The sequence below is a fragment of the Acidovorax sp. SUPP2825 genome (assembly GCF_030158995.1).
In the GTDB taxonomy this organism is placed as follows: domain Bacteria; phylum Pseudomonadota; class Gammaproteobacteria; order Burkholderiales; family Burkholderiaceae_C; genus Paracidovorax.
Map to the genome: position 1 here is coordinate 37,427 of NZ_BQXK01000016.1, position 13,215 is coordinate 50,641.

At 69.3% G+C, this 13,215-nt stretch carries 13 protein-coding genes; 6 read left to right on the forward strand and 7 right to left on the reverse strand.

The window, feature by feature from the left end; translation table 11 throughout:
- Positions 1-47 precede the first annotated feature (47 nt).
- The 3 genes from AVAK2825_RS18545 to dacB form a co-directional block, all read right to left on the reverse strand.
- The gene (locus tag AVAK2825_RS18545; RefSeq protein ID WP_284401601.1) at positions 48-719 is read right to left on the reverse strand and encodes an OmpW/AlkL family protein; all 672 of its coding nucleotides are present in this window, start codon (positions 717-719) and stop codon (positions 48-50) included.
- 33 nt (positions 720-752) lie between these two features.
- On the reverse strand, positions 753-1,910 hold the full coding sequence (locus tag AVAK2825_RS18550; RefSeq protein WP_284401603.1) for an SGNH/GDSL hydrolase family protein: 1,158 nt from the start codon (positions 1,908-1,910) through the stop codon (positions 753-755).
- A gap of 131 nt (positions 1,911-2,041) precedes the next feature.
- Complete coding sequence (gene dacB / locus AVAK2825_RS18555) at positions 2,042-3,502, reverse strand: D-alanyl-D-alanine carboxypeptidase/D-alanyl-D-alanine endopeptidase (RefSeq protein ID WP_284401606.1); 1,461 nt, start codon at positions 3,500-3,502, stop codon at positions 2,042-2,044.
- 174 nt (positions 3,503-3,676) lie between these two features.
- Between dacB and AVAK2825_RS18560 the strand changes: the two genes are divergently transcribed.
- The 6 genes from AVAK2825_RS18560 to AVAK2825_RS18585 all read left to right on the forward strand — a co-directional run bounded on the left by AVAK2825_RS18560 (position 3,677) and on the right by AVAK2825_RS18585 (position 8,568).
- Entirely contained in the window at positions 3,677-3,985 is a 309-nt protein-coding gene (locus AVAK2825_RS18560) for a hypothetical protein (protein WP_272550553.1), read from the forward strand.
- Between the two features lie 151 nt (positions 3,986-4,136).
- Entirely contained in the window at positions 4,137-4,865 is a 729-nt protein-coding gene (tsaB, locus tag AVAK2825_RS18565; protein WP_284401610.1) for a tRNA (adenosine(37)-N6)-threonylcarbamoyltransferase complex dimerization subunit type 1 TsaB, read from the forward strand.
- Positions 4,862-5,332 carry a ribosomal protein S18-alanine N-acetyltransferase gene (gene rimI / locus AVAK2825_RS18570; protein WP_284401612.1) on the forward strand — a complete coding sequence of 157 codons (471 nt, stop codon included), beginning with the start codon at positions 4,862-4,864 and terminating at the stop codon, positions 5,330-5,332. Before tsaB ends, rimI begins: the two co-directional genes overlap by 4 nt.
- Entirely contained in the window at positions 5,329-6,129 is an 801-nt protein-coding gene (locus AVAK2825_RS18575) for a uracil-DNA glycosylase family protein (protein ID WP_284401615.1), read from the forward strand. Before rimI ends, AVAK2825_RS18575 begins: the two co-directional genes overlap by 4 nt.
- Positions 6,130-6,362: 233 nt before the next feature.
- Positions 6,363-7,349, forward strand: a complete 987-nt coding sequence (corA, locus tag AVAK2825_RS18580; RefSeq protein ID WP_092742874.1) for a magnesium/cobalt transporter CorA — start codon at positions 6,363-6,365, stop codon at positions 7,347-7,349.
- A 112-nt stretch (positions 7,350-7,461) separates the two neighbouring features.
- A complete protein-coding gene (locus AVAK2825_RS18585; protein ID WP_284401619.1) occupies positions 7,462-8,568 on the forward strand; it encodes an aromatic ring-hydroxylating oxygenase subunit alpha in 1,107 nt (368 codons plus the stop codon).
- A gap of 152 nt (positions 8,569-8,720) precedes the next feature.
- Here AVAK2825_RS18585 and AVAK2825_RS18590 read toward each other — a convergent pair whose 3' ends face one another.
- The 4 genes from AVAK2825_RS18590 to AVAK2825_RS18605 form a co-directional block, all read right to left on the reverse strand.
- Entirely contained in the window at positions 8,721-9,482 is a 762-nt protein-coding gene (locus AVAK2825_RS18590; protein ID WP_284401621.1) for a 5'-methylthioadenosine/adenosylhomocysteine nucleosidase, read from the reverse strand.
- Between the two features lie 67 nt (positions 9,483-9,549).
- The gene (locus tag AVAK2825_RS18595; protein WP_284401624.1) at positions 9,550-11,229 is read right to left on the reverse strand and encodes a long-chain-fatty-acid--CoA ligase; all 1,680 of its coding nucleotides are present in this window, start codon (positions 11,227-11,229) and stop codon (positions 9,550-9,552) included.
- Positions 11,230-11,368: 139 nt separating this feature from the next.
- Positions 11,369-12,859, reverse strand: a complete 1,491-nt coding sequence (locus AVAK2825_RS18600) for an NAD(P)(+) transhydrogenase (Re/Si-specific) subunit beta (protein ID WP_272566725.1) — start codon at positions 12,857-12,859, stop codon at positions 11,369-11,371.
- Positions 12,856-13,200: an NAD(P) transhydrogenase subunit alpha part 2 gene (locus AVAK2825_RS18605; protein ID WP_284401626.1), complete on the reverse strand. Its 345-nt coding sequence runs from the start codon at positions 13,198-13,200 to the stop codon at positions 12,856-12,858. Before AVAK2825_RS18605 ends, AVAK2825_RS18600 begins: the two co-directional genes overlap by 4 nt.
- Positions 13,201-13,215: the final 15 nt, after the last annotated feature.

The following is a 13,215-nucleotide window of genomic DNA, read 5'->3' on the forward strand; positions in this document are numbered from 1 at the left end:
TTGATGGTGCCGCAGGCTCCGTGCGGCACAGGGCCCGGCGGGGGGCCTCAGAACCGGTAGCCGATCCCGACCGCGAACACGTTGGGGTTGAGCTTGATGTCGATGTTCTGCCCGCTCGACAGGCGCGTGGTGGTCTTGAGGAAGCCTTTGTAATAGGCCGCGTCCAGGAACCAGCGCTCGTTGAACTGCCATACGAAGCCGACCTGCGCAGTGACGCCCCACTTGTCGTCGATCGACGCGGTGGTGGGATTGGCCGGCGTGCCACCCGTCAGCCCGTTCAGCGTGGCGGTGGTGCGCTCCTTGAAGAACTTGGCATAGGTCACGCCCAGCCCGGCATAGGGCCGGAAGGCCGCGTTGGCCTCTTGGAAACGGTACTGCGCGAACACCGTGGCAGGCACCACCTTGGTCTCGCCCACCTTGCCCACACCGCCGATGGCGCCGTCACCGTAGAACGAGTGCTTGAACGGCAGGCCGATGGGCACGTCCACCGCCCAGTGGTCGGTCAACATGTAGTTCAGGCCGCCGGTCAGCGCCGTGGCGGAATGCACGTCCACGCGGGTGCCGGGAAAGCTCGGCGCGCTCAGGTTGCCGCTTTTGACTTGGGGCGAGATTTGGGTCACGCCGGCGCGCAGGCTCAACGTGCCGGCGACTTGTGCGCTGGCCGTGCCGCAGACGGCGGCCGCGGCGATCGCCACGCAGCCCCAGGAAAATGGCTTCATGAAAACTCCTCGAAGGGGATGGGGCCTGGGCAATCAGAGCCAACCGGCGGTGGACAGGGAACGCGACACCAGCTGGGCGACCAGCTGGTGGCCATACGGCGTGGGGTGGAAGCTGTCGGCAAAGCCGTAGGACTTCCACCAGTCGGCACCGCCCGTGGCGCCTGCAGGGGGCGTGCGGGCCGACAGGGCGGCCGACGTGCAGGTCGGGAAGGAGTAGGTCGGCAGGCCATCGCTGCCCACGCCGGTGGCCGGGCAGGCAGCGGTCGAGACGTTGGTCAGCTGGTACTGGGCCGGGTTGGTGGCCTGGTCCTTGAACGAGCTGTAGAAGTCCACCAGGGCCAGGCGGCTGTCGGTCCCCAGGCTGGTGGCCAGGCGGGCGTTGTAGGCCTGGATCCAGCCGTCGAACAGGGCTTCGGCCTGGGCGGCGGCGGCCGCACCGTTGGCGGCCGCGATGGAGGCCACCACCAGGCGGAACCGCGGGGTGAGGGTGATGCCCGGGGCGTTGAGCACCGCGACGCGCTTGGCGCCCTTGTCCAGCGTGTTGGTCTTGATGGTGGCCGCGAAACGCGTGGCCAGCGTCTGCATGTACAGCCCGCCCACCTGCGCCATGCCGGTCGCGCCGCCGGCCAGGGCGGTGTTCACGGTGTTGGCGTCCAGCAGCGTGCCCAGCACGGCGCGGTAGGTGGCGCCGCCGTCGCTCGAGGCGCGCAGGTAGGCGCCGATCAGGTCGGCCGCGTCGTTGGCGCCGCCGTCGATCAGCACCAGGTCGGTGTCGGTGAATCCGGCGGCGCCGGCATCCTGGATCTGCTTGGTGATGGAGACCGGCGAGGTGGGCGCCGTGAAGTTGTTGATGCGCCCGCCGCCCACGGCGTAGTTGGTGCATTCCGCCCGCGTGCCGAACGTGGTGCCGGTCGACTGGTAGTGCGCGCACAGCGTCTGCCCGTAGCTCGCCGCGACGCGCTCGGGCCAGACGGAACTAGAGCCGGCGCCCGTGGCCGCCGTGCCCTGCACGGTGAACTTGAAGCCGAACGTGCCGCTGTCGGCCAGGCTGTCGCCCATGACCTTCACGGACTTCACGCTCACGGCGGGCGTCGTGTCCGAGCCGCCGCCCCCGCAGGCCGCCAGCAAAGCGGCTGCCGCCAATGCCGTCACCGCCCAGGAAGCTCTGTTTTTAGTGGTTTTTGAGATCAAGGTGTTCTCCGTCAGGTTGAAAATAGCACGGTCGTGCGTTTTACTGGGACCCATCGTAAACCTGCACCGCCCGGGGCCGGCACAGGGGAACTACCGATAGCCGCGCCGCGCAGGCGCCCGTCCAGGACGCCTCAGCGGTCATGGGCCACCCAATCGACCAGGGCCTCGATGGCCGGGCGTGCCGCGGCAGCATTCGGGTGGTTGGCGATGGCCACCATCACGTAGCGGCGGCCGCTGGCGGCGTGCACGTAGCCGGCCATGGCCGAGACGTCGCGCAGGCTGCCGGTCTTGAGGTGGGCCGCGCCCACCGACCGTCCCTGCGCCCGGCGCAGGGTGCCGTCCACGCCGGTGATCGGCAGCGACGACACCAGCTCGGGCATGACGGGCGACAGCCACGCGGCCTGCAGCATGCGCGCCAGGGCCTGGGCGCTGATGCGTGCCTCGCGGCTCAGGCCCGCGCCGTTGTCCAGCACGGGCGCCTCCGTGCCGGGAAAGCGCTGGCGCCACCACTGTCCGACCACGGCGCGCGCACCGTCGAAGGTGCCGCGGCCGTTCTTTTGCAGCGCCAGCGTGAGGAACACCTGCTGCGTCATCACGTTGTTGCTGTACTTGTTGATGTCGCGCACCACCTCGGCCAGCGCGGGCGAGGACGTGCTGAAGGCCGGGGCCAGGCCGGCGGGCACCCGCCCGTCGCGCACGCTGCCGGTGAGCTTGCCGCCCAGGTCGCGCCACATGCCTTCGATGGCGCGCGCCGCGTAGCCGGCGGGATCGGCCGGCGCCACCGCCCAGGTGCGCTCGCCGCAGGCCGCCGGGTACACGCCCTGGAAGGCGATGCGGGCGGGGTCGGCCAAGTCGGCCTTGAGGGCCGTGCGCCAGTCGCCGCACTCCGCGCCCGCCGCGGCGAGCGGCACGGTGGCGGGCCACTGCCCCCCCGCCAGCGGGGGCTCGTACTGCACGCGCGCCAGCCCGGCCGGGCCATCGGGCACGAAGGTCATGGCGATCGACTTGTAGTTGACCAGCAGCGCGTCCGGCGCGGCGTTGTAGGGGCGCAGGGGCTCGCCGTCGAAGCGCGCGGCATCGTGCTCGGGCACGTCGAAGGCGCTGCGGTCCAGCACGATGTCGCCGACGATCACCTGGATGCCCTGCGCCTGCAGGCGCCGCATCAGCAGCCACAGGCGCTCCACCACGAGCTTGGGGTCGCCCTGCCCCTTGATGTACACGTTGCCCTGCAGGCTGCCGGACCGCGGCCGGGCGTCCAGGTACACCGGCGTGTCCCAGGTGAAGGCCGGCCCCAGCTGGTCCAGCGCGGCATAGGTGGTGACCAGCTTCATGACCGAGGCGGGATTGACCGGCACCTGCGCGCGATAGGCGAGCCGGGGCGCCTGCCGGCCCTCCGCATCCACCACCAGCACCGACAGGGCCTCGCGCGGCAGCTTGGCGCGCTGCAGGGCGGCCTCGACCGCGGGCGGCAGGGCAGCGGCCTCGGGCGTGGCGGGAGACTGGGCCAGGGCCGGCAGCGCCGCCCCCGCGAATGCCACGAGCGTGGCCGCGCGCACGGCCAGACGCCGGCGCCATGAAAAGACTTGCAACATGGCGGACGAGTCTAGCGATGCACGCCGGCGGCGCCCCCCTGGCGCGCTGCCGGCGGCCGAGGATCGGCCTTCGTCCTACAAATCGATGCGCTCGCGGGGAGGGCCGGCGGCCTTCGGGTTCACCCTAGGATGGCCTCCATCTTGAAGTCCCGGCCTCCGGGGAGAAAGGCAACTGTGAGCACTTGGTACAAATTGGCTCTCGGCAATGACCAGGACGCGTTCGAGCCCGCGCGCCAGATCCAGCAGATCTTCATGGCGAAGTTCCTGATGACGCCTCCCGGCTCGGGACGCGCCCTTTTCTCCAGCTACGACCTCGCCAGCGACAACCTCTGGCTGTATTTTTCGCCCGCGGCGCGCGACATCGCCACCCGCGTGGCCGCCCAGCCCTGCGACAAGCCCGCCCCCGACGCCCCCCTGGGCCTGCTGGCCGGCGAGGGCGACGCCCTGGCCCAGCCGGCGGCGCTGGAAGCCGCGGCCGCCTGACGCCGGCACCGCGCGCAGGGGGTTGCGCGCGGCGGGACGGCAGCCGCCGGCCAGGGCGCCGATAATGCGCACCGGCTCCCAGCACCAAGTGCGGCGCACGGCTGCGGTTTCGCAGACCCGGCGCTTCGGGCGGGCCACCCACCCTCACCCCATGAACCTGCTCGCCTTCGACACCAGTACCGACACCCTGTCCATCGCCGTACAGCGCGCCGATGCGACCTGGGAGCACAGCGGGCCAGGCGGCGCGCAGGCGTCCGCCACGCTGCTGCCGGCGATCCGGGCGTTGCTGGCCGAGGCCGGCCTGTCGTTCGACACGCTGGATGCCGTGGTCTTCGGGCGCGGCCCAGGCTCGTTCACCGGCCTGCGCACGGCGTGCTCGGTGGCGCAGGGACTGGCGTTCGGTGCGCGCGGCGGCGCGGGCGTGCCGGTGCTGCCGATCAACACCCTGCTGGCCGTGGCCGAGGCGGCCCGCCATGCCCACGGCTGCACGCGCGTGGTGGCGGTGCTCGACGCCCGCATGGACGAGGTCTACACCGCGCCCTTCGAATTCCAGGCCGACGGCACCTGGCGCGGAGGCGACGATTTCGGCCTGTGCGCGCCGCAGTCCGTGGCCGTGCCGCCCGGCTACACCGTGGCCGGCAATGCCCGCGCGGCCTATGGCGAGCGGCTCGCACCCGACGCCCCCCACGTGTTCGCCCTGCCGACCGCCCTGGCCCTGCTGCACCTGGCCCCCGCGCGCATCGCTGCGGGGGGCGCGCAACCGGCCAGCGAAGCCCTGCCGCTGTACGTGCGCGATAAAGTGGCGCAAACCACGGCGGAGCGCCTGGCGGCCAGGCAGGCGGCCGCAGCCGCCCTGCCTCCCATTCTGAGTGCCCCATGAGCGCCGTTCCCCACACCCCCGAAGAAGCCCGGTTCGAGCCGCTCACGCTCGCGCGGCTGGATGCGCTGCTGGCGATCGAACAGGTCGCCTACACGCACCCCTGGACGCGCGGCAACTTCATCGATGCCATGGCGGCCGGCTACGAAACCCAGCTGCTGATGGCCGGCGATGAACTGATCGGCTACTTCGTGGCCATGAAAGGCGTGGACGAGGTGCACCTGCTCAACCTGACCGTGGCCCCCGTCCACCAGCGCCAGGGCTGGGCCCGGCTGCTGCTGGATGCGCTGGCCCTGTGGGCGCGCGGCTGCAACGCGCAATGGCTGTGGCTGGAAGTGCGCGTGAGCAATGCGCGGGCACGGTCGATCTACGAAGCCCGGGGCTTTCGCTTCGTGGGCGAACGCAAGCGCTACTACCCCGCCCACGGCGGCGAGCGCGAGGATGCCGTCGTGATGAGCCTGCCGCTATGAGCCTGGACCTGGACGCACGCCAGCGCGCCATGCTGGCCGAGATGGGCATCACCGTGTGGGCGCCGGCTGCGGCCTCCGTGGCGGTGCAGGAGCCGGCCGTGGCCAAGACTCCGGCGGCCGAATCCACGGATACCCCCCCCTCCTCCGCCGTGCCGGCCGCGCCCCGGTTGGCGCCAGCACCGCAGGCCCCGCCTCCCGCCATGGCCCGCCCGGCCCCGGTGCCCATGCCTTCGCCCGCGGCGGTGCCACCGGCGCGAGACGAGGCCGCGGGTACAGCGGCCGCGGCCCTGCAGGCGCCGCTGCCGCTGTACCCGCAGGCCGACCCGTCGGCCACGCCGGTGGACCTCGGCTCGGGCTGGCTGGTGCTGGCCGAAAGCGCCACGCCCGACGCCCCGCTGACCGGCGACGCCGGCAAGCTGCTGGACCACATGCTGCGCGCCATGCGCCTGCACCGCCATCCCCGCGTGTTCTTCGCCGCCGTGCAGCGCACCGGCGCCGTGGGCCCCGGCGATGCCGGCATCGCGCACGCGCTGCACGAGGCGCTGACCACCCTGCGCCCGTCGATGGTGCTGGTGCTCGGCCTGGGTGCGGCCCGCGCCGTGCTGGAGAGCCGCGAACCCCTGGGCCGGCTGCGCGCCGGCCTGCACGCCCTGCACGGCGGCACGCCGGCCATCGTCACCTACGACCCGGCCTACCTGCTGCGCGCCCCCGAGGCCAAGGCCGCCGCCTGGGCCGACCTGTGCCGCGCCCTCGCCACCGTGAGGGCGGCGGGCACCCCCGCGCCCGAGGCGGACTGACGGAAAACAAAGCCTTCCCGGCACTGCGCGCACGGGCTGTCAGGCCCCGCCGGGCCTCGGCGGGTGTCATGGGATTGACGCAGCGCAATGCCATAATCCGCGGCTTGCATTTTTGGAGATTCCTCCGTGGAAACCTACCCCAGTTGGTAGCTTTCAGCTCCCGGCCTGCCGAGGGTTGAAAGCCGCCCCATCCCTCGCAGAAAAAGCCCATCACACACCGGGAGTGAGCCCACATGCTCAACATTTTCACGCTCGCCAACGGCCGGCTCGTCCAGGAAGAAATCGAATCCCTGGAAGAGCTGGCGCAGTTCCAGCCCATCTGGGTCGACCTGGAGTCGCCCACCCTCGAAGAAAAACGCTGGGTCAAGCAGCACTACGGCCTCTTCATCCCCGAAGACGCCATGGACGAGGACATCGAGGAATCCGCCCGCTTCTATGAAGAAGACAACGGCGAGCTGCACATCCGCAGCGACTTTCTCATCGACGACGAAGACGACCCGCGCTCGGTGCGCGTGGCCTTCATCCTGAACCTCGTCAACGACACGCTCAAGAGCAAGGGCGTGCTCTTTTCCATCCACGACGAAGACGTGCCCGTCTTCCGCCTGCTGCGCATGCGCGCGCGCCGAGCACCGGGCCTAATCGAGGATGCGAAGGAGGTGCTGCTCAAGCTCTTCGACGCCGACGCCGAATACTCCGCCGATACGCTCGAAGGCATCTACGACGACCTGAAGAAGGTCAGCGTGCAGGTGCTGGCCGGCGACGTGACCGATGCCCGCGCCGGCGAGGTGCTGGCCGCCATCGCGCGCCAGGAGGACCTGAACGGCCGCATCCGCCGCAACGTGATGGACACTCGCCGCGCCGTGAGCTTCATGATGCGCAGCAAGATGCTCAACGCCGAGCAGTTCGAGGAGGCGCGCCAGATCCTGCGCGACATCGAATCACTCGATAACCACACGGCGTTCCTGTTCGACAAGATCAACTTCCTGATGGACGCCACGGTCGGCTTCATCAACATCAACCAGAACAAGATCATCAAGATCTTCTCGGTGGCCAGCGTCGCCCTGCTGCCGCCGACGCTGATCGCCAGCGTCTACGGCATGAACTTCAAGTTCATGCCCGAGCTGGACTGGTCGCTGGGCTACCCCTACGCGCTGGCGCTGATGGTTGCCAGCGCCCTGGGCCCCATGTGGTACTTCCGAAAGCGCGGCTGGTTGAAGTGACCTTCGAGGCCGCGGCGCGGTCCGTTTGCGTTCGCGACGAGGCACGGCGGAACGTGCAGGGCAGGCCCCCCGGCACGCGTTTTCCCATCGCCGTGTTCAAGTAGGATGGGCCATGCCAGAGAACCATCTCATCGATCCTGCCGGCTACACGGACCCGCAGGTGCAGGTCTTGGAGCAAGCACGCATTTTCCGGCGGGCATGGCATTTGGCCGCATTGACGCGCGACATCCCGAACGAACTCGACTACGTCAAGCGGATCATCGGCCCGACGGATCTGGTGGTCCATCGCCATGAAGGCCGCATTGTGGCCTATGCCAATGTGTGTCCCCACCGCTTTTCCGCGTTCTTCGAAGCGCCCAGCGGCCATGGACCGATCCGCTGCCCCTACCACCTGTGGACCTACGACGGCGACGGGATGGCGATTGGCGTGCCCCATCGGCGCGATGAGGCCCTGGCCTGCTATCAGACACAGGACCTGCGGCTGGAGATGTGGCAAGTCGAGGTGATGGGCGAGTTCATCTTCGTCAGCGCGGAGCCCCGCCACCGCCTGGACGAATTCCTGGGCCCCCTGCTGCCCGCCCTCACGCAAATGTCCGTGGCCATCGGGACCGAGCGGCCCAAGCACGTGCAGGACATCGCGGCCAACTGGAAGGTCGTACTGCAAAACACGGTGGAGTTCGAACACGCCTTCTCCGTGCATGCGGAGACCTTCGCCGCCGATGTCCAAAAGCCGCTTCAGGTCGATTGCGACCCGGACGCCGACCACACCATCTCCTATGTGACCCGCATGAATCCCAAGCGCTACCTTCGCGCGCGGGATGCCCGGGTGAACGAAATTTTCAAACGGGCGCCGGTGCCCTACCCCGATGGCTACCGGCACCACCTCATCTTTCCCGCCACGACCATCGGATACACCGACAACCAGCAACTCGCCATCATGGATTACCAGCCGACCGGCCCCGGCAGTTGCAGGATGTTTGCCCGGCTCTTCAGCTTCGAGATTCCCGACCTCACGCGGGCCGAAATGGCGATGCTGGAAATCGTGGGCCCGTGGCACACCGCCTATGCGGAGCGGCTGTTCGCGGAGGACCGGGGCATTTGTGAATCGGTGCAGCGCGGGCTGTCGTCCAGGCCGTCGCGCATGAAGGGCGCCCTGCAACCCGGCGAGCGCCTCGTTCGGCGCTTCCAGGAGATTTATCGCCAGTGGATGGATGAATGAGTGCCGGGTGCGAAGGCACGGCGTCGACCAAGGCCAGCATGGGGTTCCGGGCGCCTGGGCCGCTCCCGTCCCACGCGCTCTGCCGCGAGCCGGTCATTTCGTACCGAATCGGCCTCCAGCACAATCAACGTCCCGGCGTATAGCTATTAACTTCATAGCATCTGAAGCCACCGCCCGATGATGCCATCGGCATACCGGCTGGCCACGGCCTGCACGAAGCGGGGGAAGTCCACGTGCGCGGCGTCGTCCGCGCGGTCGGAGACAGTGCGGACGGCGGCAAAGGGCACGCCGTAGTCGCTGCAGACCTGGGCCACGGCGGCGCCCTCCATCTCCACCGCCAGCACCGCATGGCCGGCGGCGGTGAACGCGTCGCGCAGCGACTGCGATTCCTGCACGGTCGACACGAAGCGGTCGCCGCTTGCGATCAGGCCCCGGTGCACGCGCGGAGCGCGCAGGGGCGGCTGCAGTCCGGCGCCGTCCAGCAGCGCGGCTGCGCCACCGGCCAGGCATTCGCCGGCGGCATCGGCCAGCCGGTCGGCCAGCGCTTCATCGCACGGCAGCCGGGTGCGGCCGTAGCCGGGCAACTCCCAGCGGGGGAACAGGGGCGAGGCGTCCATGTCGTGCTGCAGGAAGTCGTGCGCCACGACCACGTCGCCCACCTGCACGTCCGCGCCCAGGCCGCCGGCCACGCCGGTGAACACCACGCGCGCCGCGCCGAAGCGCTCGATCAGCGCGGTGGCGGTGGTGGCCGCCGCGACCTTGCCGATGCCCGAGAGCGCCAGCACCACCTCACGACCGTGCAGGCCGCCGCTCCAGAACGTGCGGCCGGCATGGAGCGTGCGGCGCCCCCGGGTGAGCGCGTCGATGAGGCCCTGCTGCTCTTCGGCCAGAGCACTGAGGATGGCGGTCGTCACGGCCGCAACGCCCCCAGCGGTTGCGCCCGCGCCGGGGTGGCCCGGGGCCAGGACGGGACGGGCCGCACTAGCGCTTGTCGCGCAACTCGCGGCGCAGGATCTTGCCTACCGGGGTCTTGGGCAGCGAATCGCGGAACTCGATCACGCGGGGCTGCTTGTAGCCGGTCAGGTTGGCCTTGCAGAACTCGCGCACCTGCGCCTCGGTGAGGTCGGTGCCTCGCTTGACGATGACCAGCTTGACGGCTTCGCCCGTCTTCTCGTCGGGCACGCCCACCACCGCGCATTCGAGCACGCCGGGCAGCGTGGCCACCACGTCCTCGACCTCGTTGGGGTAGACGTTGAAGCCGCTCACCAGCACCATGTCCTTCTTGCGGTCCACGATCTTGAAGTAGCCGCGCTCGTCGATCACGCCGATGTCACCGGACTTGAAGTAGCCGTCGTCCGTCATGACCTTGGCGGTCTCGTCGGGCCGCTGCCAGTAGCCGGCCATGACTTGCGGGCCCTTGATGGCGATCTCGCCGCGCGCGCCCGGCTCGGTCACGTCGCGGCCATCGTCGTCGATGAGCTTCATGTAGGTGCTGGAGATCGGCACGCCGATGGTGCCGGTGAACGCCTTTTCGGTGGCTGGGTTGCAGGCGACCGTGGGGCTGGTCTCCGACAGGCCGTAGCCTTCGCAGATGGGGCAGCCGGTCTTTTCCAGCCAGAGCTTGGCCACCGCGCCCTGCACGGCCATGCCGCCGCCCACCGACACCTTGAGGTTCTTCCAGTTCACGGTGTTGAAGTCGGGGTGGTGGGCCAGGCCGTTGAACAGCGTGTTCACGGCCGGGAAGCTGTGGAAGGTGTGCCGCGAAAGCTCCTTGAGCACCGCCGCCAGGTCGCGGGGGTTGGGCAGCAGGATGTTCTTGGCGCCCGTGCGCATGCTCATCATCATGTTCACCGTGAAGGCGAAGATGTGATAGAGCGGCAGCGCGCACACGGTGGTGGGCTGCTCGTTGGCCGGCACGGTCTGCATCACGGGAACCTTCCAGGCTTCGGCCTGCAGCACGTTGGCGATGATGTTGCGGTGCAGGAGCACGGCGCCCTTGCTCACGCCCGTGGTGCCGCCCGTGTACTGCAGCAGGGCCACGTCGTCGGGGCGCAGGTCGGGAACCTTGAGCGTGCCGCGCGCGCCCTGCGACAGCGCGTCGTTGAAGCGCACCGCGCCGGGCAGGTTGAACGGCGGCACGAGCTTCTTCACGCTGCGCACCACGTAGTTGACGATCAGGCCCTTGGGGAAGCCCAGGCGGTCGCCCATGGCGCACAGCACGACGTGCTTGACCTGCGTGGCGCCGATGCACGCCTGCAGCGTGGCGGCGAAGTTCTCGATGATGACGATGGCCTTGGCGCCCGAGTCCTTGAGCTGGTGCTCCAGTTCACGCGGGGTGTACAGCGGGTTCACGTTCACCACCACGAAACCGGCGCGCAGGATGGCGGCCACGGCCACGGGGTACTGCGGCACGTTGGGCATCATGACCGCGACGCGGTCGCCCCTGGCCAGCCCCAGGCCCTGGAGATAGGCCGCGATGTGGCGGCTTTGCACGTCCGTCTCGCCGAAGCTCACATCCTTGCCCATGTAGCTGTAGGCCACGCGGTCGGCGTACTTGCCGAAGCCCTCTTCCATCAGGGCGATGAGCGAGGGGTACTGCGCCGGGTCGATGTCGGCCGGCACCCCGGGTGGGTAGGCGGCAAGCCACGGGCGGTCATTCATGCTGTGTGTCTCCAAACCTGCTGTTACAAAAAGGAGCCCGCATTGTCGTCGCGGGCGAAGGCGCCAGGGGTCTGTAGTTTCCCTAAACCGTGCGCCCCTGCTGCAGCGGCCGCCACGCGGGCGGCACCGGAGCGCGGGCCTATTCGATGGCCTTGCCGATGTCCTCGACGACCTTCTTGGCGTCGCCGAAGACCATCATGGTCTTGTCCATGTAGAACAACTCGTTGTCCAGGCCGGCATAGCCCGCCGCCATGGAACGCTTGTTCACGATCACGGTCTTGGCCTTGTAGGCCTCCAGGATGGGCATGCCGTAGATGGGGCTGCCCTTGGTGTGCGCGGCGGGGTTCACCACGTCGTTGGCGCCGAGGATGATCGCCACGTCCACCTGTCCGAATTCGCCGTTGATGTCTTCCATCTCGAACACCTGGTCGTAGGGCACCTCGGCCTCGGCGAGCAGCACGTTCATGTGGCCCGGCATGCGCCCGGCCACCGGGTGGATGGCGTACTTGACGGTGATGCCCTTCTCGGCCAGCTTGGCGGCCAGCTCCTTGACCGCATGCTGGGCGCGCGCCACGGCCAGGCCGTAGCCGGGCACGATCACCACGGTCTCGGCGTTGCCCAGCACGAAGGCGGCGTCGTCGGCGCTGCCGCTCTTGACGCTGCGCTGCGCCTGCGCGCCGCCGGCCGAAGCCGCCGCCGCATCGCCGCCAAACCCACCCAGGATCACGTTGAAGAACGAGCGGTTCATCGCCTTGCACATGATGTAGGACAGGATGGCGCCCGAGCTGCCCACCAGCGATCCGGCGATGATGAGCATGCTGTTGTTCAGGCTGAAGCCGATGCCCGCCGCCGCCCAGCCCGAGTAGCTGTTGAGCATCGAGACCACCACCGGCATGTCCGCGCCGCCGATGGGAATGATGATGAGCACGCCCATCACGAACGCCAGCGCCAGCATGGCGAAGAAGGCGGTCCAGCTCTCGGTGGCCATGTAGACCAGCCCGAGCCCGACGGTCGCCAGGCCCAGCACGAGGTTGAGCAGGTGCTGGCCCTTGAACTGCACCGGCGCACCCTGGAACCAGCGGAACTTGTATTTGCCCGACAGCTTGCCGAAGGCGATCACCGAGCCGCTGAAGGTGATGGCACCGATGGCTGCGCCCAGGAACAGCTCCAGCCGGTTGCCGAACGGGATCGGCAGCCGCGCGAAGCCTTCCACCAGCACGGTGCCCTCGGGCGTGGCGGCGCTGGCCAGGGCCGGCACAGGGGGCGGCACGATGCCGAAGGCCCAGGGCTCGGCCACCGCGGCGACGGCGATGAAAACTGCGGCCAGGCCGATCATGCTGTGCATGAAGGCGACCAGCTCGGGCATCTTGGTCATCTCCACCCGCTGGGCCATCACCGTGCCGGCAGCGCCCCCGACGAGCAGCCCGAGCAGCACCCAGGCCAAGCCCATGGGCGCGCCGCGCGTGACGCTCCAGATCAGCGCGGCGGTGGTGAGCACGGCGATCGCCATGCCGGCCATGCCGAACAGGTTGCCCCGGATCGAGGTGGTGGGATGCGAGAGCCCCTTGAGCGCCTGGATGAAGCAGACGCTGGCCACCAGGTACAGCAGCGTGACGAGGTTCATGCTCATGGCGCGGCCTTGTCGGAAGCGGTGCCGGCGGCAGCGGGGTGCGCAGGCTTGCGCTCCTTCTTGCGGAACATCTCCAGCATGCGCCGCGTGACGAGGAAGCCGCCGAACACGTTCACCGCGGCCAGCGCCACCGCGAGCACGCCCATGGTCTTGCCCAGGGTGGTCTCGGTGAGGGCCGCGGCCAGCATGGCGCCGACGATCACGATGGCCGAGATCGCATTCGTCACCGCCATCAGCGGCGTGTGCAGCGCCGGGGTCACGGTCCACACCACGTGGTAGCCGACATAGATGGCCAGCACGAAGATGATCAGGTTGATCAGCGTGGGGGAAACGGCATCCATGGCAGCACTCCTTGA